The following is a 17635-nucleotide window of genomic DNA, read 5'->3' as shown; positions in this document are numbered from 1 at the left end:
GCCTTTTCTTTTGTTGATGGTCTATGAGTGCCGCCCCGCACGGGGGCAACGCCAATAGACCACAAACGAAACAAAAACCCACCAAAAAACCAGAACCCCAAAAAGCAGCCCCAACGCAACCGCGTACAATACGCCCTTACTCATCGGCCCACGGCCGCGCCCCCTCCTTATATGTCCTTCGACTTCTTCCTCCCCTGCCCCCGTGGCCTTGAAGCCTCGCTCGCCTCCGAACTCGCCGAAATCGCCGCGCAACATCTGAACGGCGCGCAGTTCGTCGCAGGCTCGCAAGTCCCCGGCGGCGTGCATTTCCGCGGCGGCTGGGCGGCCGGCATGGCCGCCAACCTGCATTCGCGCATCGCGAGCCGCGTGCTCCTGAAAATCGCGCATCGTCCGTATCGCAGCGAACAGGACATCTACGCGCTCGCCGTCGAACAGCGTTGGGAGCAGTGGTTCTCCGCCAACGAAACGCTGCGCGTCGACGTCACCGCCATCAAGTCACCGCTGCGCAGTCTCGAATTCACGACGCTGCGCGTGAAAGACGCGATCTGCGATCGTCTGCGCGAAGTCAGCGGCGCGCGGCCGAGCATCGATACCGGCATGCCCGACGTCCGCGTGTTCGCGTTCCTCACCGCGACCGACTGCACGCTTTATCTCGACACCTCGGGCGACCCGCTCTTCAAGCGCGGCTGGCGTCTGGACAAGGGCGCGGCGCCGCTGCGCGAGAACCTCGCGGCGGGCATTCTGCGCCTGACAGGCTGGAGTGCCGGCACGCCGCTGTACGACCCGATGTGCGGCAGCGGCACGTTCCTCGCCGAAGCCGCGCAAGTCGCGCTGAACATCGCGCCTGGCGCGGAGCGCCGCTTCGGCTTCGAAAAATTCAAGCAGTACGACAGCAAAGTCTGGCAAACGCTGAAAGCCGCCGCGCTCGACGCCAAACACGCTGCCCGCAACTCGCGCGCCGATCTGCACATCTTCGGCAGCGATATTTCCGGCGACATGCTCGACAAAGCACGCGCGAATTTCCAGCGCGCGGGCCTGCCCCTGATTCCGCTCAAACAGGTCGATGCGCGCGGCATGACGCCGCCGGTTGCGGAGCCGGGCATCCTCGTCGCGAACCCGCCGTATGGCGAGCGGATCGAAGTGCGCGGGCGCAACGCGCGCGGCGAAATCCGCGAGGGACGCAATCGCGATAACCGCGACGACGACAGCTTCCGCCGCGCCCAGGAAGAAACGCCCGACAGCGAATTTTTCCAGTCGCTCGGCGACGCGCTCAAGCAGCGCTTCACCGGCTGGCATGCGTTCATTCTGACGTCGGATCGCAAGCTGCCCGGCCAACTGCGTCTGCGCGAGTCCGCCAAGACGCCGCTTTTTAACGGCGCGCTCGAATGCCGGCTGTTCCGCTTCGATCTGATTGCGGGCAGCGTGCGTCAGCGGCCACAGGGCGATACGCCGGCCGCTTGAGCATGGGCGGCAGGCGCTCGGACGTCCTGGCGTCCAACCAAACAAGCGCATCCACCACACAACCGCGGACCCCGTTCCGCGGTTTTTTTCGTCTCCGCGTGCCCCACATCGCGGCAACCCTACTGACACCACGCTGTCAGCAGCACCCCCGCACACTCCTCCTCACGCCATCCGGCGCTTTGTTCGGCTTATCAGCCCGCCATCCATAGGAGAGTGTCATGTCCGCATCGTCGAAAGTTGTTGCATGGTTCGAAATCCCGTCCGTCGATTTCGATCGCGCCGTTCGTTTTTATGAAGCCGCGCTCGACGTCAAACTGAATCGCCAGGAAGTCGGCGGCCAGCCGATCGCTGTGTTCGGCTACGAAGAACCGGCCACCGGCGGCGCGATCGTCCACAACCCGTCGGCGACACCGAAGGGCGACGGCGTGCTCGTCTATCTGAACGCGACCCCGAGCGTCGATGCCGCCCTCGCGCGCATCGAGGAAGCGGGCGGCAGAACCGACGGACCGGTGATCAAACTGCCACAGGACATCGGCTACATTGCGTTCTTCACCGACACGGAAGGCAATCGCCTCGGCCTGCATTCGCGCACCAACGGCTAAGGCGCAAGACGCGGGGAGCGCGATGTGGCCGCAATCCGCGCACAGCAACGCGCACGCGCCCGAGCCCTGACCGCAGCCCGGCATGCGGCGCTATCATCGCGGGACTGTCCCGTTCATTTCCACAAGACGCCCACGATGACGCGCCGCGCCGACCGCCTGTTCCAGATCGCCGAACTGCTGCGCGGCCGGCGTCTGACCACCGCGCAACAACTCGCCGACTGGCTCAACATCTCGCTGCGCACCGTCTATCGCGATGTGCGCGATCTGCAACTGTCGGGGGTGCCGATCGAAGGCGAGGCCGGCATCGGTTATCGGCTCAGCCGCGCGGCCAGCCTGCCGCCGCTTACCTTCACCGCCGACGAACTCGCGGCGCTCGCCGCCGGCGCGCGCATGCTCGAATCGTGGGGCGGCGCCGGCTTTGCAAGCGGCGCGCGCGGCGCGCTCGCCAAGATCGCTTCGGCGATGCCGGCCGACAAGCGCGCGTCGCTCGAAAGGCTCGCGATCTTCGCGCCGTCGTTTCATATCCGCAGTGATTTTTCGACGCAACTCGACACGCTGCATCGCGCGATCGACTCGCGTCACGTGGTGAGCTTCGCCTACACCGACGCCAACGGCGCGGCGACCGAGCGCCGCGTCTGGCCGCTCGCGCTCGCGTATTGGGGCGCGCGCTGGACGCTCGGCGCGTGGTGCGAATTGCGCGGCGATTTCCGAAATTTGGGACTGGAAAGAATCCGGAATCTCACCGTGCGCGAGATGTATCCGGATCAGGAGGGCAAGCGGCTCGCGGACTTGCTCAGACATGTGAACGCGAAGCCGAAGTGAAGCATCGCGGCGGCGCGAGGCCGACCGCGATCCTCGGACGCGTGTCTACTCGACCGCCTTGACCATGTCCTCGATCACCTTCTTGGCGTCGCCGAACACCATCATCGTCTTGTCCATGTAGAAGAGGTCGTTGTCGAGGCCGGCGTAGCCCGCCGCCATCGAACGCTTGTTGACGATCACCGTGCGCGCCTTGTACGCCTCGATGATCGGCATGCCCGCAATCGGCGACTTCGGATCGTTCTTCGCGGCCGGATTCACCACGTCGTTCGCGCCGAGCACCAGCACCACGTCGATCTGACCGAATTCGCCGTTGATGTCGTCCATCTCAAACACCATGTCATACGGCACTTCGGCTTCGGCGAGCAGCACGTTCATGTGGCCCGGCATGCGGCCGGCCACCGGGTGAATCGCGTACTTCACCTCGATGCCCTTCTCGACGAGCTTGTCGGTCAGCTCCTTCAACGCATGCTGCGCGCGCGCCACGGCCAGACCGTAGCCCGGCACGATCACCACGGTTTCGGCGTTGCCGAGCATGAAGGACGCGTCGTCGGCCGAACCGGATTTCACCGGACGCTGCTCCGCCGCCCCGCCCGCCGCCGCCGCGCCCGGCTCGTTGCCGAAGCCGCCGAGAATCACGTTGAAGAACGAGCGGTTCATCGCCCGGCACATGATGTACGACAGAATCGCGCCCGACGAGCCGACCAGCGAACCCGCGATGATCAGCATCGGATTGTTCAGCGAGAAGCCGATGCCCGCCGCCGCCCAGCCCGAGTACGAGTTCAGCATGGACACGACCACCGGCATATCCGCGCCGCCGATCGGAATGATGATCAACACGCCGAGCACGAACGCGATCGCCGTCATGATGATGAACGGCAGCCACGATTGCGTGAAAAAGAAGATCACGCCGAAGCCGAGCATTGCGAGCGCGAGCATCAGGTTGATCAGATGCTGTCCGCCGTACACGACCGGCGCGCCCTGAAACAGGCGGAACTTGTACTTGCCCGACAGCTTGCCGAACGCGATCACCGAGCCGCTAAAGGTAATCGCGCCGACGAACGTGCCGATGAACAGCTCGACGCGATTGCCGTAAGGCAGAAAGCCCGGCACCGGATTCTCCGGATCGACAAGCCCGAATGCCGCCGGCTCCGACACCACCGCATACGCGATGCAGACGGCGGCCAGACCGATCAGCGAGTGCATGGCCGCGACCAGTTCCGGCATCTTGGTCATCTCGACGCGCGCGGCGACAAACGCGCCGATCGCGCCGCCCACGATCAACGCGGCGAACAGCAACCCGAGCCCGAGCGCGAGATTCGAGCCGAGCGCGTTCGCCTGTTTCGCGATCAGCGCGATGGTCGTGAGAATGGCGATCGCCATCCCGACCATGCCGAAGGTATTGCCGATGCGCGCCGTCTTCGGATTCGACAGCCCCTTGAGCGCCTGAATGAAGCAGACCGACGCGACCAGATAAAGCAGCGTGACGACGTTCAGGCTCATTACGCGTTCTCCTTGCTTTTGTCGGCGATGAGCTTTTTCGGCTCTTTCTTGCGGAACATTTCAAGCATTCGCCGCGTGACGAGAAAGCCGCCGAACACGTTGACCGCCGCGAGCGCGACGGCGAGCGTGCCGAAAAACTTGCCCGGCGTGCCGAGCGTGAGGCCGGTTGCGAGCATCGCGCCGACAATTACGATCGCCGAAATCGCGTTGGTCACGGCCATCAGCGGCGTGTGCAGCGCGGGCGTGACGTTCCAGACCACGTGGTAGCCCACGTAAATCGCCAGCACGAAAATAATCAGGTTGATGACGGTGTGGTTGAGGACTTCCATCGCCGTTTCTCCAGGTGAATTCGCTTTATGCCTTGCGCACGACTTCGCCGTCGCGCGTGAGCAGCGTGGCCGCGACGATGTCGTCGGCGAGATCGATGTTGAGCGCGCCTTCCTTCGTGACGATCAGCTTGAGGAAGTCGAGCAGATTGCGCGCGTAGAGCGAGGACGCGTCGGCGGGCACCATCGAGGCGAGGTTCGTATAACCGACGATCGTCACGCCGTGCCTGACGACCACGTGATCGGCTTCGGTGAGCGGACAGTTGCCGCCGCGCCGGCCTTCGTACTCCGCGCCTCGGCCCGCCGCGAGATCGACCAGCACGGAGCCGGGTTTCATCGCCTGCACGGCTTCGGCGGAAAGCAGCGTGGGCGCCGCGCGGCCGGGAATCAGCGCGGTGGAGATCACCACGTCGGCCTGCTTCGCGCGCTCATGGACGAGCACGGACTGCCGCGCGAGCCACGACGGCGGCATGGGCCGCGCATAGCCGCCGACGCCTTGCGCGGCCTCGCGCTCTTCGTCGGTTTCGTAGGGCACGTCGAGAAACTTCGCGCCGAGCGATTCGATCTGCTCTTTCACAGCTGGGCGCACGTCGGAGGCTTCGATCACGGCGCCGAGGCGCTTGGCGGTCGCGATCGCCTGCAAGCCCGCCACGCCCGCGCCGAGAATCAGCACGCGCGCGGCTTTCACGGTGCCCGCGGCGGTCATCAGCATCGGCATGAAGCGCGGATAGAGCGTGGCGGCCAGCAGCACCGCCTTGTATCCGGCGATGTTCGCCTGCGACGACAGCACGTCGAGGCTCTGCGCGCGCGTGGTGCGCGGCGCGGCTTCGAGCGCGAAGGCGCTCACGCCGGCGGCCGCCAGCTTCGCCGCGTTGTCGGCGTTGAAGGGATCGAGCATGCCGACCAGAACCGCGCCGCGCTTGAGCTGCGGCAGTTCGGATTCGGTGGGGGACTGCACTTTGAGGACGAGATCGGCGCCGAAGGCGGTGGTCACGTCGACGATTTCGGCGCCCGCGGCCACGAAGGCGTCGTCGGGAAAGCTTGCGCCTGCGCCGGCGCCGCTCTGAATGGTGACCCGATGGCCTTGGGCCACATACTTCTTGACCGTCTCGGGCGTCGCGGCGACGCGGGTTTCGTGCGCGCGCGTCTCGGCTGGCACTCCGATGTGCATCGTGTTCCTCCTCGACTTACTGTTTGACGACAGATCGGCCGACGAGGGCCGCCGGCTTGCAATTGCAACGGCTAACGCCTCACTTTACCCGAAAGTCGGGGGGCGGCAGAAATCGGGGACAATCCGGGGGTGCCCGTGGATCATGCGGCCCCAGCCGGTCGCGCACAGCCGGTCGAGCGCAGCCGGTTGCCCGCAGCCCGGACGCCCGCGCTTCCCGGCAGTGAGCGGCCATAAACGGTAAAATGCGCACCCATGAAACCGGAAACCTGGCTGCCGCATGTGACCGTCGCGGCCATCGTCGAGCGTGACGGGCGCTTTCTCGTGGTCGAGGAGCATACGGCCGCAGGCTTGCGCCTGAATCAGCCGGCCGGCCATCTGGAAGCCGGCGAAACGCTGCTGGAAGCGGTGATCCGCGAGACGCTCGAGGAAACCGCGCATCCGTTCGCGCCCGAGGCGCTGGTCGGCATGTACATGACGCATTTCGAGCGGCCCGGCAGCGACGGCGTGACCTATTTGCGCTTCACGTACTGCGGCGCCGGCGGCGAGCCGCAAGCGGCACGCGCGCTTGATTCCGACATCGTGCGAACCTTGTGGATGAGCGCCGACGAACTGCGCGCCTGCCCCGAACGGCACCGCACGCCGCTCGTCATGCAATGCGTCGACGATTACCTGGCAGGCCGGCGTTTCCCGCTCGACTTCGTGCATACGCATTCGGTCGCGCCCAAAAGATAGCCGTCACGAGCGGCCATCCCGATCCATGAAGTCATGCAGTACCCAGTGAGCATCTTATGAGCAAGCAGAAAGTCGTAGTAGGCATGTCGGGCGGCGTCGATTCGTCGGTCACCGCGTGGCTGCTGAAGGAACAGGGCTACGACGTGGTCGGTCTGTTCATGAAAAACTGGGAAGACGACGACGACAGCGAATACTGCTCGACGCGCCAGGACTGGATCGACGTGGTGTCGGTGGCGGATCTGATCGGCATCGACGTGGAAGCGGTCAATTTCGCATCCGAATACAAAGACCGCGTGTTCGCCGAATTCCTGCGCGAATATTCGGCCGGCCGCACGCCGAATCCGGACGTGCTGTGCAACGCCGAAATCAAGTTCAAGGCCTTTCTCGATCATGCGATGTCGCTCGGCGCGGAAACCATCGCGACCGGCCACTACGCGCGCGTGCGCGAAAACAATGGCCGCTTCGAACTGCTGAAGGCCTTCGACCATACGAAAGACCAGTCCTACTTTCTGCATCGGCTGAATCAGGCGCAGTTGTCGAAAACGCTGTTTCCGCTCGGCGAAATTCCGAAAACTAAGGTGCGGGAAATCGCCGAACAGATTGCGCTGCCCAATGCGAAGAAAAAAGATTCGACCGGCATCTGCTTTATCGGCGAGCGGCCGTTTCGCGACTTCCTGAACCGCTATCTGCCCACTCAACCCGGTCCGATGAAAACCACCGACGGCAAAGTAGTCGGGGAACACATCGGCCTCGCGTTCTACACGTTCGGCCAACGCAAGGGCATCGGCCTCGGCGGCAGCAAGGACGGCAGCGGCGAGCCGTGGTTCGTGGCGGGCAAGGACATTCCCTCGAACACGCTGTACGTCGCGCAAGGTCACGATCACCCGTGGCTGCTGAGCCGCACGCTCGGCGCGGGCAATACGAGCTGGGTCGCGGGCGAGCCGCCGGCGGAAGATTTCGCGTGCGGCGCGAAGACCCGCTACCGGCAGGCGGACGCGCGCTGCACGTTCAGGACGGCAGATCAGCGCGAAGGCCTCTTCGAACTCGCTTTCACCGACGCCCAATGGGCTGTCACACCGGGGCAATCGGCCGTGCTCTACGATGGCGACGTGTGCCTCGGCGGCGGCATCATCGAACACGCGGCGACCGGGCAGCCGGCCGCCCGCGAGCCGCAAAAAGCGGCGCTGCTGAGCGCGCGTTGAGCGGTTCGCGATTTTCTGGCGGAACTCGGCTGCGTCGTCTGCAAGGCTGCCGGGTCATGCCGGGAAAGAGCCGCGCGTTGCCGGCACATCGATGAGCAAGGAAGCCGCGTTGGACAGAAGCGGCGCCCAACCCGGCTCCTCCCCAAAACGGACACCCCCCCGCCTTTCCGTTAAAATCTCCGGTTTAGCACTTCGCTCCACGGCTCGTCGCGCGCGCTGATGCGCTCGCGGCGCGGCCTCATGCCCGAAAGGCACTTCATGCTCACGTTTCAGCAAATCATCCTGACACTGCAATCCTATTGGGATAAGCAGGGTTGCGCGTTGCTCCAGCCGATCGACATGGAAGTCGGCGCAGGCACCTCGCACGTCCACACGTTCCTGCGCGCAATCGGGCCCGAGCCGTGGCGCGCCGCCTATGTGCAGCCGTCGCGCCGCCCGAAAGACGGCCGCTATGGCGCCAACCCGAACCGTCTGCAGCACTACTATCAGTACCAGGTGGTGCTGAAGCCCGCGCCGGAAAATATCCTCGATCTGTATCTCGGCTCGCTCGAAGCGCTCGGTTTCGACCTGAAGCAGAACGACGTGCGCTTCGTCGAAGACGACTGGGAAAATCCCACGCTCGGCGCGTGGGGCCTCGGCTGGGAAGTGTGGCTGAACGGCATGGAAGTGACCCAGTTCACCTATTTCCAGCAGGTCGGCGGTCTGGACTGCAAGCCGGTGCTCGGCGAGATCACGTACGGCCTCGAACGTCTTGCCATGTATTTGCAGAAGGTCGAAAACGTCTACGACCTCGTCTGGACCGAGTGGGAAGAGCAAGGCCCGAACGGCCCCGAAATGCGCCGCCTCACCTACGGCGACGTGTATCACCAGAACGAAGTCGAACAGTCCACGTACAACTTCGAACACGCGAACGTCGATCTGCTGTTCACGTTCTTCAACAGCTACGAAGCCGAAGCGAAGCGCATGATCGAAGCGCAGATCGCGCTGCCCGCCTATGAACTCGTGCTGAAGGCCGGCCACACGTTCAACCTGCTCGACGCGCGCGGCGCGATCTCGGTCACGGAACGCGCGGCGTATATCGGCCGGATTCGCGCGCTCTCGCGTCTGGTCGCACAGGCTTACTACGACTCACGCGAGAAACTCGGCTTCCCGATGCTCGGCAATCCGGTGCACGGCGTGCCCGGCCTCACCACCGACGAGCAGGACGCCGCCATGCCCGCGTGGGCGCCGCCGCTGAAAGTCGAACGCAAGATCGACCAGGACTGACGAGAACATCAAGAAATGACTCAACCCCATCAAGCTACGCTGCTGGTCGAACTGCTGACCGAGGAACTGCCGCCGAAAGCGCTCGCCCGTCTCGGCGACGCCTTCGCTGAAGGCATTGCGGAGCGCCTCGCGGCGCGCGATCTGATCGAAGGCGAATTGTCGTTCGAGCGTTATGCCACGCCGCGCCGTCTCGCCGTCATGGTGAAGAACGTGCGGGCGGTCGCGCCGGAAAAACAGGTGCGCGAAAAAGTGCTGCCGGTTTCCGTCGCGCTCGACAAAGACGGCCAGCCCACCGCGCCGCTCGCCAAGAAACTCGCGGCGCTCGGCTTCCCCGATTTCTCGGTGAGCGACCTGGAGCGCGCGCAGGACGGCAAGGCCGAAGCCTTCTTCCTGCGTTACGCGGCGCCGGGCGCCACGCTCGCGGAAGGCCTGCAAAGCGCGCTCGACGAAACGCTCACCAGGCTGCCCATCCCGAAGGTGATGACCTATCAGCGTCCGGACGGCTCAAACGTGCAGTTCGTGCGTCCCGTGCAACGGCTCACCGCGCTGCATGGCGAGCGGATCGTGCCGGTCAGCGCGCTCGGCATCGACGCCGACGACACCACGCTCGGCCACCGCTTCCTGTCCGAAGGTTTCGTGCAGATCCAGCACGCCGATACGTATGCGGACACGCTGATGCACAAAGGCCGCGTCGTCCCGAACTTCGCCGATCGCAAGGAAACCATCCGCACGCATCTGCTCGCGCACGCAGACGGCGACCAGGTCGTGATGCCGGAATCGCTGCTCGACGAAGTGACGTCGCTCGTCGAATGGCCGGTGGTCTACGCGTGCCGTTTCGAGGACGAATTCCTGCAAGTTCCGCAGGAATGTCTGATCCTCACCATGCAGACGAACCAGAAATACTTCGCGCTGACCGATGCGAACGGCAAGCTGCGCTCGCGTTTCCTGATCGTGTCGAACATCGAAACGTCCACGCCGGGCGACATCGTCGAAGGCAATGAACGTGTGGTGCGCCCGCGTCTCGCGGACGCCAAGTTCTTCTTCGAGCAGGACAAGAAGAAGCCGCTCGCGGAGCGCGTGCCGCTGCTCGCGAACGTCGTTTATCACAACAAGCTCGGTTCGGCGCTGCAACGCGTGGAACGTGTCGAGGCGCTCGCCGGCGCGATCGCCGCGTTGATCGGCGCGGATGTCGCGCTCGCGAAGCGCGCCGCGCGTCTCGCGAAGGCGGATCTGATCACCGACATGGTCGGCGAATTCCCCGAGCTGCAAGGCACGATGGGCACGTACTACGCGCGCCACGACGGCGAGCCGGAAGAAGTCGCGCTCGCGTGCTCGGAACATTATCAGCCGCGCTTCTCGGGCGACGCGTTGCCGGCCACGGCAACCGGCACCGTCGTCGCGCTGGCCGACAAGCTCGAAACACTGGTCGGCATCTGGGGCATCGGCCTGCAGCCCACCGGCGAGAAAGACCCGTTCGCGCTGCGCCGTCACGCGCTCGGCGTGCTGCGCATTCTGGTCGAGAAGCAGCTCGCGGTCGATTTCATCGAACTGCTGCGCACCGCTTACGCGCAATTCGCCGCAGTGCCGAACGTCGCGGATTCGACGCAAGCCATTTACGAATTCAGCATGGACCGTCTGCGCGGTTTGCTGCGCGAACGCGGCCACGCGCCGGGCGAAATCGACGCGGTGCTGGCGCTCAATCCCACGCGTCTTGACGACATCGTCGCGCGTCTCGATGCCGTGCGCGAGTTCGCGGCGCTGCCGGAAGCGGCATCGCTCGCGGCGGCCAACAAGCGCATCTCGAACATTCTGAAGAAGTCGGAAGGCGCGGCAACCGGCGGCGTGCAGGTCACGCTGCTCGTCGAGTCGGCGGAAAAGGCGTTGCATGCGCAGCTCGAACAGGTCGCGCCGCGCGTGCAGTCGCAACTCGCCGCGCGCGACTACACCGGCGCGCTCACCGCGCTCGCCGCGTTGCGCGAACCGGTCGACACGTTCTTCAACGACGTCATGGTGAACGCGGAAGATCCGGCGTTGCGCGCGAACCGTCTCGCCTTGCTCGGCGCGCTGCATCAGCAGATGAATTGCGTCGCGGACATTTCGCGACTCGCCGCCTGAGCGCTCCGCCATGCCGATCAAAAAAGTGGTGATTCTCGACCGCGACGGCGTGATCAACGCCGACTCCGACGCGTTCATCAAATCGCCGGACGAATGGGTCGCGTTGCCGGGTTCGCTCGAGGCGATCGCGCGTCTGAGTCAGGCAGGCTATCGCGTCGCGGTCGCGACGAACCAGTCGGGCATCGGCCGCGGTCTGTTCGACATGAACGCGCTGAACGCGATGCATCTGAAGATGCATCGCTTGGCGGCGGCGGTCGGCGGCCGCATCGACGCCGTGTTTTTCTGCCCGCACACGGCTGAAGATCACTGCGAATGCCGCAAGCCGAAGCCCGGCATGCTGAAGATGATCAACGAGCGTTTCGAGGTCGATCCGGAAAACACGCCGGTTGTCGGCGACGCCATGCGCGATCTGCAAGCGGGCGCGGCGCTCGGCCATCCGGTTCATCTGGTGCTGACCGGCAAGGGCCGCAAAACCCTCGCGGCCGGCGGCCTGCCGGAAGGCACGGTTGTCCACGACGACCTGCGGGCGTTCGCGCTCGACTTCCTCGCCGGAATTCAGGAGTGACGCGCGCCGCGCGCATCCCCAACCTTCACTGACCACGACGATGCGCTTCATTCGTTCCCTGCTGCTGTTGATCTATTTTGTCGTGTTCACGGTGCCGTACGCCATCGCGTGCTTCATCGCGTTTCCGTTCATGCGCGCCGACAAGCGCTACTGGATGGCGGCCGGCTGGTGCCGCGCCACGCTGATGGTGGCGCGCGGACTCAACGGCATCGGCTACACGATTCAGGGCATGGAGAATCTGCCCAATGGTCCGGCCGTGCTGTTGTCAAAGCATCAGTCGGCCTGGGAGACGCTCGCGTTTCCCGCGTTGATGCCGCGGCCGCTGTGCTATGTATTCAAGCGCGAACTGCTGTATGTGCCGTTTTTCGGCTGGGCGCTCGGCCTGCTGAAGATGGTTCATATCGACCGCAAGGAAGGCAAGTACGCGTTCGCGTCGGTCATCAGGCAAGGCAAGGCGCGCATGGCGGAAGGCGCGTGGGTGATCATGTTTCCGGAAGGCACTCGCACGCCGACCGGCAAGCAGGGCAAGTACAAGACCGGCGGCGCGCGCTTTGCGATTGCCTCGGGTGCGCCCGTGGTGCCGATTGCGCACAACGCCGGGCGCGTGTGGCCTCGCAACTCGTTTCTCAAATATGCGGGTATAGTCACAGTGTCGATCGGCAAGCCGATTGAGACGACGGGGCTCACGCCCGATGAAGTGAACACGCGCGTCGAACAGTGGATCGAAGCTGAAATGCGTCGCATCGATCCTACTGCGTATAGCGCGGCGGAAAACGACTCCGCCGCCGCACCCATCTGACGCGCCAACGCCCTCGAAGGCGTATTTGCGCGAAGCCGAATCCGATGCAGAAGTCTCCTACGCCGCAGCCCGCTGCGGCGCTCGATAACCGGCAACTCGATCTCCCGCTCTTTGCCGAGCCGGGGTCCACGTCGTCGTCCCCTTCACCGTCCGCGCCTTCGGCAACGTCTGCCGGACAACCGCCCGCCGTGTTGCTCGCCCCTGACGGCACGAAGCTGCGCAGTCTCGCGATCGGCTCGCGCACGCTGCATTACGTGCTCAAACGTTCGGCGCGCCGCTCGATTGGTTTTGCAATCGACAGCACCGGGCTCACGATCACTGCGCCGCGCTGGGTCACGCTCGCCGATATCGAAACCGCGATCACCGAAAAGCAGCGCTGGATTTTCACGAAGCTGATCGAGTGGCAAACGCGCGTCGAACAGCGCGCGCTGCCGAAGGTCGACTGGAAAGACGGCGCCGAGGTGCCCTATCTCGGTCAACCCGTGCGCGTGACGCTCGGCGCGCCGCAAGGCACGCTCGCGTTCAGCGAAAACGACTCGGCGCTGCAAGTGCCGCTGCCTTTGCAAGCGGACCCGCAGCAGATCAAAGACCGCGTGCAAGGCTGGCTGCAAAGCGAAGCGAAGCGTCTCTTCGGCGAACGCCTCGCGATTTACGCGGAGAAACTCGGCGTCAACTATCGCGCATATGCGCTTTCGTCAGCGGCGACACGCTGGGGCAGTTGTTCGAGCGACGGCAAGATTCGCCTGAACTGGAGGCTGATTCACTTCCCGCTTTCCATTATCGATTACGTCGTCGCGCACGAACTCGCGCATCTGCGGGAAATGAACCACAGCCCGCGCTTCTGGCAAACGGTCGAATCGATTTTTCCTGAATTCCGCGAGGCGCGGCAGACGCTCAAGTCGCATCCGCCCGAATTGCTACCCACGCTCTAGCGCGCGCGTCACCGCGCGCGGCCTACTCCGCGCAGAACGTTTCGTGCAGATGACGCCAGGTCACGTTGCCTTGCGCGTTCACGTCCATCACCGCGGTCGAGCGGCGCACGTTCGCATTGCCCGCATCGTCTTGCTGATACTCGCGATATTTGACGACCGCGCCCGACGGATAGTGCGCGACGATCGCCCTGTCGCGAAGCTCGATCCGCGAGCCCGGCCGCGTGCCGCGCAGCTTCGTGAACGTCTCGCGCAACGCGGCATGATCGAGCACGGCGCCAGACGGCATGATCAACGTGAACTGCGGCGCGAAGCGCGCCATGATCCGTTCGAGCGCGAGGTCATCCGCCGAGCCGTCGAACCATGCCGCGATTTCAACGTGGATCGCGTCGAGTTCCGTGAAGTAGGGATTGCTGTCGTTCATGTCGTGATGTGACCGCGGCTCGGCGCCGACGTTATTTCTTCTTCTGGATAAATTCGATCTTGTAGCCGTCCGGGTCGGTCACGAAGGCGATCACCGTGGTGCCGTGTTTCATCGGGCCGGCTTCGCGCACGACCGTGCCGCCTTGCGCCTTGATCTTCGCGCACGCGGCGTAGGCGTCGTCCACTTCGACTGCAAGATGCCCGAAGCCGCTGCCGGGATCATACGAAGGCGTGTCCCAGTTATGCGTCAATTCGATGACGGTGCCGTCGCGCTCGTCCGTGTAGCCGACAAATGCGAGCGTGAACTTGCCGTCGGGATAATCTTCGCGGCGCAGCAACTTCATGCCGAGGAGTTCGGTGTAGAAAGCGATGGAGCGGTCCAGGTCGCCGACCCGGAGCATGGTGTGAAGCAGGCGCATCGTGTACTCCTTTGTTGCTGGATGTCGAGAGCGTAAATGTACCCGGAATCGCCCGCCATTGCAGGCTGCGACGCGCGCGCCAAGCCGCTTCAGAACTGATGCCGCAGCCCCGCCATCACACCGGTTTGCGAGCCCTTCTGCGCGAGCCCCACGCTATTCACGCCTTGCAGTTGCGCGCCGATCAGATCGCCGCGATACAGCGAATAATCGCCTTCGAGATAGACGTCGGTGCGCCTCGACAGGTTGTAATCGGCGACGAGCTGGTATTGCCACGCCGAGCCGTCTTTCGCAGCGGTCTTGCCGTCCTGTAGCGTGCGCCAGACATTCGCCGCGAAGTGCCACGCGTTGCCCACCTGCTGCGTGATGCCGCCCATGAACATGCGTCTGCGCAAGAAGTCCGTGTATTTGAGCGCGTTCAGCGCGGCCGCCGTGAACGGGCCGTTGGCGAAAGTCGCAAACCCGGCGTCGGCCCGGTTGACGATATAACCCATCGAAAAGCGCGTCTTGTCCCACGTGTACGAGCCGCCTAACGTCCACGCCTTCGCCGCCGCGCCGTTGATCGAATCCTTCGACTCCTCATACGCGCCGCCGATGCTGAATGGTCCGCCCGGCGGCGCATAAGCGGCCGCCGCGCCGATCTGGCTGCCGTACGAATTGCCGGCATTGCCGCCGAACGCGTAGCCGGCCGCGAAGCTGAAGCCGTTGTACTTCGCCTGATACTGCACCTGGTTGCTGGTCCAGATGCCGCCTGTCATCGTCACTTCAGGCTGGAAGCTGAAATCGTATGGAATCCACGGGTTGCTGCCATAGCCGCCGACAGTAATGCCCTCGATCATCACGTTGTACTGACGGCCTAAAATCACCTGACCGTAGGAATTCGAGCGCACGCCGACTTGCGCTTCGTTGAAGAAAGGCAAGGTCGGATCGCTTTGTCCACTGTTGATGTACAGCCGGTTTTCGAGCTTGAAGAAAGTGGACCAGCCGCCGCCCAGGTCTTCGACGCCCTTCAACCCCCAGCGGCTTTGTGTCATGCCGCCGGTGCCAAGCCCGAGCGACGAATCGCCGGCTTTGTTCGCATGGGTCAGATAGCGCACGCTTTCGTCGACAACGCCATAGAGCGTCACGCTCGACTGCGCCTCGACATCCTGGCAACCGAAAGACGCCAGGGTGACAGCTGCCGCCGCGCATCTGCTGAGGATGTTCATGTCGTCTCCTTGTACAGGCGTTTGTACTGACAAAACATGTCGTCGAACCTTAGCGCGAAATAAAAATGGTAAGAAGTTTGTGTTGCGCGGCAGTCGCGACGGCGTCGTTAAATCAGCAAATGACTTGCGACTTCTCTGAAGCACGCGTAGGCGGTGGGGTCATCGGCGGGCGCCGCGAGCGGGTTTGGTATCGTACGACCTGCTCCGGCTGTCCATCACGCGTGCCGGCCCACCCTGCCCTGCCTGATCGCCACGACACTGCCCATGAGCACGACTGCCCTGCCCACGCGCCGCGCGCCCGATAGTCTCGCCATCCTGCTGATGGTCGGCCTGTGCGCGATCTGGGGATTCCAGCAAGTGGCGATCAAGAGCACCAACGCCGCACTGCCGCCGATCTTCCAGGCGGGCTTGCGCTCGGCCATCGCGGCGCTGCTGGTGTGGGGCTGGGCGCGCTCGCGCGGCACGCCGCTGTTTCGCGGCGACGGCACGCTCGGCGCCGGGCTGCTCGCGGGCATGCTGTTCGCGGCCGAGTTCGTGTGTATTTTTCTGGGACTCACGCTGACCAGCGCGTCGCGCATGGCCGTGTTTCTGTACACGGCGCCTTGCTTCACGGCGCTCGGTCTGCACTGGTTCGTCGAAGGCGAGCGGATGCGGCGGATTCAGTGGCTGGGCATTGTGGTGGCGTTTGCCGGCATGACGCTCGCTTTCGCGGATGGCTTTCTGCACGGCGCCAGCGCGCGCGGTTCCGCGCTGGCCGGTGTGGCCGGCGACGCGCTCGGCGTGCTGGCGGGCGTCGCCTGGGCCGCGACGACCGTCGTGGTTCGCGCCACGCGGCTCGCGCACTCGAGCGCGAGCAAGACGCTCTTCTATCAGCTGGCCGTGTCGGCGTTGGTGTTGCTCGCGCTGGCGGTCGGGCTCGGCGAAGCGCATGTCGAAACAGTGACGCCGCTCGCAGCGGCGAGCCTCGCGTATCAGGCGGTGGTCGTCGCGTTCGTCAGCTATCTGGTGTGGTTCTGGCTGCTGACACGCTATATCGCGTCGCGTCTGTCGGTGTTTTCGTTTCTCACGCCGCTCTTTGGCGTGACGTTCGGCGTGCTGCTGCTCGGCGAATCGTTCAACCTGCGTTTCCTGATGGCGGCCGTGCTGGTGTTGACGGGCATCGCGCTCGTCAATGCGCCGGCCGCGCGGCGCACCGCCTGACGATTTGCGCTCAGGCTTTGGCCGCCACGATCTGCGCGACACGCACGTATTCGGCCACCGGCACGTCTTCGGCGCGACGCTGCAAGTCGAAGCCGATGGCCTCGAAGTCCACCGTGTCGCGCAACGCGGCCAGCGTGTTGCGCAACATCTTGCGCCGCTGCGAGAAGGCCGCCGTGACCACTTCGCCGAGCACGCGCTCGTCCACCGGCACGAGTTCGTGCGGCGCATACGGGATCATGCGCACGATCGCGGAATCGACCTTGGGCGGCGGCTGGAACGATTCCGGCGGCACGTCGAGCTGCTTGTCGATCACGTAGCGGTATTGCAGCATCACCGAGAGGCGGCTGAACGCCTTGCTGCCCGGCTCGGCGACCATCCGCTCCACCACCTCGTTTTGCAGCATGAAGTGCTGATCGATCACGCGATGCGCGAACGACGCCAGGTGGAACAGCAGCGGGCTCGAAATGTTGTACGGCAGATTGCCGACGATGCGCAGCGACGGCTTGTCGCCGGGCGCGGCCAGCGTGCCGAAGTCGAACGCGAGCGCGTCACCCGCGTGCAGTTCGAGCAGATCGCCGAACTTGTTTTTCAGACGCCCGATCAGATCGCGATCCAGCTCGACCGCGTGCAACGGCGTCTCGGGCGTGGCGAGGCGCTCGATCAGCGGCTCGGTCAGCGCGCCGAGCCCCGGCCCGATTTCGACCATGCGCTCGCCGCGCTGCGGCCGGATCACATCGACGATGGAATCGATCACGCCCATGTCGACCAGAAAGTTCTGCCCGAAACGCTTGCGCGCGATATGACCTTGGTGCCGGCCCTGTTGCTGTCTGCTGGTGGACATCGAAGAAACGCTAAAGAAAGTGAACTGCTTTAAAAACGGATTCGCGCGAAGCGCCGG

17 protein-coding genes and 1 pseudogene are annotated in these 17635 nt (G+C 64.4%); 11 read left to right on the top strand and 7 right to left on the bottom strand.

Translation table 11 applies throughout. The annotated features are described in order from the left end of the window. Positions 1-171: 171 nt before the first annotated feature. From VOM14_RS19380 to VOM14_RS19370, 3 genes and pseudogenes are all read left to right on the top strand, one after another. Positions 172-1461, top strand: coding sequence for a THUMP domain-containing class I SAM-dependent RNA methyltransferase (locus tag VOM14_RS19380; protein WP_327630355.1), 1290 nt, complete (start codon positions 172-174; stop codon positions 1459-1461). A gap of 218 nt (positions 1462-1679) precedes the next feature. After that, positions 1680-2063, top strand: a complete 384-nt coding sequence (locus VOM14_RS19375; RefSeq protein ID WP_327630354.1) for a VOC family protein — start codon at positions 1680-1682, stop codon at positions 2061-2063. A gap of 82 nt (positions 2064-2145) precedes the next feature. After that, positions 2146-2885, top strand: a pseudogene (locus tag VOM14_RS19370) (helix-turn-helix transcriptional regulator). Between the two features lie 45 nt (positions 2886-2930). On the opposite strand, the gene VOM14_RS19365 reads toward VOM14_RS19370, so the two are convergent. Genes VOM14_RS19365 through VOM14_RS19355 form a run of 3 tightly spaced genes read right to left on the bottom strand, consistent with a single transcriptional unit; the run spans position 2931 to position 5882 of the window. Next, positions 2931-4385: an NAD(P)(+) transhydrogenase (Re/Si-specific) subunit beta gene (locus VOM14_RS19365; RefSeq protein WP_327630353.1), complete on the bottom strand. Its 1455-nt coding sequence runs from the start codon at positions 4383-4385 to the stop codon at positions 2931-2933. Then, a complete protein-coding gene (locus VOM14_RS19360) occupies positions 4385-4714 on the bottom strand; it encodes an NAD(P) transhydrogenase subunit alpha (RefSeq protein WP_006047931.1) in 330 nt (109 codons plus the stop codon). The genes VOM14_RS19365 and VOM14_RS19360 overlap by 1 nt, the downstream gene beginning before the upstream one ends. 25 nt (positions 4715-4739) lie before the next feature. Continuing rightward, positions 4740-5882 (bottom strand): Re/Si-specific NAD(P)(+) transhydrogenase subunit alpha, encoded by a 1143-nt coding sequence (locus VOM14_RS19355; RefSeq protein WP_327630352.1) that lies wholly within the window; start codon positions 5880-5882, stop codon positions 4740-4742. 252 nt (positions 5883-6134) lie between these two features. Between VOM14_RS19355 and VOM14_RS19350 the strand changes: the two genes are divergently transcribed. From VOM14_RS19350 to VOM14_RS19320, 7 genes are all read left to right on the top strand, one after another. Beyond that, complete coding sequence (locus VOM14_RS19350; RefSeq protein ID WP_327630351.1) at positions 6135-6614, top strand: NUDIX hydrolase; 480 nt, start codon at positions 6135-6137, stop codon at positions 6612-6614. Positions 6615-6670: 56 nt separating this feature from the next. After that, positions 6671-7816 carry a tRNA 2-thiouridine(34) synthase MnmA gene (gene mnmA, locus VOM14_RS19345; RefSeq protein ID WP_327630350.1) on the top strand — a complete coding sequence of 382 codons (1146 nt, stop codon included), beginning with the start codon at positions 6671-6673 and terminating at the stop codon, positions 7814-7816. Between the two features lie 258 nt (positions 7817-8074). Next, a complete protein-coding gene (gene glyQ / locus VOM14_RS19340; protein ID WP_327630531.1) occupies positions 8075-9082 on the top strand; it encodes a glycine--tRNA ligase subunit alpha in 1008 nt (335 codons plus the stop codon). A 15-nt stretch (positions 9083-9097) separates the two neighbouring features. Next, positions 9098-11197 carry a glycine--tRNA ligase subunit beta gene (glyS, locus tag VOM14_RS19335; RefSeq protein WP_327630349.1) on the top strand — a complete coding sequence of 700 codons (2100 nt, stop codon included), beginning with the start codon at positions 9098-9100 and terminating at the stop codon, positions 11195-11197. 10 nt (positions 11198-11207) lie between these two features. After that, entirely contained in the window at positions 11208-11762 is a 555-nt protein-coding gene (gene gmhB / locus VOM14_RS19330; RefSeq protein WP_327630348.1) for a D-glycero-beta-D-manno-heptose 1,7-bisphosphate 7-phosphatase, read from the top strand. A gap of 40 nt (positions 11763-11802) precedes the next feature. Next, complete coding sequence (locus tag VOM14_RS19325; protein ID WP_327630347.1) at positions 11803-12561, top strand: lysophospholipid acyltransferase family protein; 759 nt, start codon at positions 11803-11805, stop codon at positions 12559-12561. A 44-nt stretch (positions 12562-12605) separates the two neighbouring features. After that, positions 12606-13493 carry a M48 family metallopeptidase gene (locus tag VOM14_RS19320; protein WP_327630346.1) on the top strand — a complete coding sequence of 296 codons (888 nt, stop codon included), beginning with the start codon at positions 12606-12608 and terminating at the stop codon, positions 13491-13493. A 22-nt stretch (positions 13494-13515) separates the two neighbouring features. On the opposite strand, the gene VOM14_RS19315 is transcribed toward VOM14_RS19320, so the two are convergent. The 3 genes from VOM14_RS19315 to VOM14_RS19305 form a co-directional block, all read right to left on the bottom strand. Further along, positions 13516-13914 carry a DUF4440 domain-containing protein gene (locus VOM14_RS19315; protein WP_327630345.1) on the bottom strand — a complete coding sequence of 133 codons (399 nt, stop codon included), beginning with the start codon at positions 13912-13914 and terminating at the stop codon, positions 13516-13518. 31 nt (positions 13915-13945) lie between these two features. Next, complete coding sequence (gene gloA / locus VOM14_RS19310; RefSeq protein WP_327630344.1) at positions 13946-14332, bottom strand: lactoylglutathione lyase; 387 nt, start codon at positions 14330-14332, stop codon at positions 13946-13948. An 89-nt stretch (positions 14333-14421) separates the two neighbouring features. Next, entirely contained in the window at positions 14422-15537 is a 1116-nt protein-coding gene (locus VOM14_RS19305; RefSeq protein ID WP_327630343.1) for a porin, read from the bottom strand. 264 nt (positions 15538-15801) lie between these two features. Between VOM14_RS19305 and VOM14_RS19300 the strand changes: the two genes are divergently transcribed. Continuing rightward, on the top strand, positions 15802-16737 hold the full coding sequence (locus VOM14_RS19300) for a DMT family transporter (protein ID WP_327630342.1): 936 nt from the start codon (positions 15802-15804) through the stop codon (positions 16735-16737). Between the two features lie 10 nt (positions 16738-16747). Here VOM14_RS19300 and rsmA read toward each other — a convergent pair whose 3' ends face one another. After that, entirely contained in the window at positions 16748-17578 is an 831-nt protein-coding gene (gene rsmA / locus VOM14_RS19295) for a 16S rRNA (adenine(1518)-N(6)/adenine(1519)-N(6))-dimethyltransferase RsmA (protein ID WP_327630341.1), read from the bottom strand. Between the last annotated feature and the right edge of the window lie 57 nt (positions 17579-17635).

This window comes from Paraburkholderia sp. MPAMCS5 (assembly GCF_036016995.1).
GTDB lineage: Bacteria > Pseudomonadota > Gammaproteobacteria > Burkholderiales > Burkholderiaceae > Paraburkholderia.
The sequence above is the reverse complement of the archived record's forward strand: the minus strand, read 5'-3'. Positions and strand labels throughout refer to the sequence as shown.

Excerpts from the sequence above, each read along its gene's own strand:
- VOM14_RS19380 (WP_327630355.1), top strand. The coding sequence starts at position 172 with ATGTCCTTCGACTTCTTCCTCCCCTGCCCCCGTGGCCTTGAAGCCTCG.
- mnmA (WP_327630350.1), top strand. The coding sequence starts at position 6,671 with ATGAGCAAGCAGAAAGTCGTAGTAGGCATGTCGGGCGGCGTCGATTCG.
- glyS (WP_327630349.1), top strand. The coding sequence starts at position 9,098 with ATGACTCAACCCCATCAAGCTACGCTGCTGGTCGAACTGCTGACCGAG.
- VOM14_RS19355 (WP_327630352.1), bottom strand. The coding sequence starts at position 5,882 with ATGCACATCGGAGTGCCAGCCGAGACGCGCGCGCACGAAACCCGCGTC.
- VOM14_RS19365 (WP_327630353.1), bottom strand. The coding sequence starts at position 4,385 with ATGAGCCTGAACGTCGTCACGCTGCTTTATCTGGTCGCGTCGGTCTGC.
- VOM14_RS19375 (WP_327630354.1), top strand. The coding sequence starts at position 1,680 with ATGTCCGCATCGTCGAAAGTTGTTGCATGGTTCGAAATCCCGTCCGTC.
- VOM14_RS19325 (WP_327630347.1), top strand. The coding sequence starts at position 11,803 with ATGCGCTTCATTCGTTCCCTGCTGCTGTTGATCTATTTTGTCGTGTTC.
- VOM14_RS19300 (WP_327630342.1), top strand. The coding sequence starts at position 15,802 with ATGAGCACGACTGCCCTGCCCACGCGCCGCGCGCCCGATAGTCTCGCC.
- VOM14_RS19360 (WP_006047931.1), bottom strand. The coding sequence starts at position 4,714 with ATGGAAGTCCTCAACCACACCGTCATCAACCTGATTATTTTCGTGCTG.
- VOM14_RS19320 (WP_327630346.1), top strand. The coding sequence starts at position 12,606 with ATGCAGAAGTCTCCTACGCCGCAGCCCGCTGCGGCGCTCGATAACCGG.
- rsmA (WP_327630341.1), bottom strand. The coding sequence starts at position 17,578 with ATGTCCACCAGCAGACAGCAACAGGGCCGGCACCAAGGTCATATCGCG.
- VOM14_RS19350 (WP_327630351.1), top strand. The coding sequence starts at position 6,135 with ATGAAACCGGAAACCTGGCTGCCGCATGTGACCGTCGCGGCCATCGTC.
- VOM14_RS19305 (WP_327630343.1), bottom strand. The coding sequence starts at position 15,537 with ATGAACATCCTCAGCAGATGCGCGGCGGCAGCTGTCACCCTGGCGTCT.
- gmhB (WP_327630348.1), top strand. The coding sequence starts at position 11,208 with ATGCCGATCAAAAAAGTGGTGATTCTCGACCGCGACGGCGTGATCAAC.
- gloA (WP_327630344.1), bottom strand. The coding sequence starts at position 14,332 with ATGCGCCTGCTTCACACCATGCTCCGGGTCGGCGACCTGGACCGCTCC.
- VOM14_RS19315 (WP_327630345.1), bottom strand. The coding sequence starts at position 13,914 with ATGAACGACAGCAATCCCTACTTCACGGAACTCGACGCGATCCACGTT.
- glyQ (WP_327630531.1), top strand. The coding sequence starts at position 8,075 with ATGCTCACGTTTCAGCAAATCATCCTGACACTGCAATCCTATTGGGAT.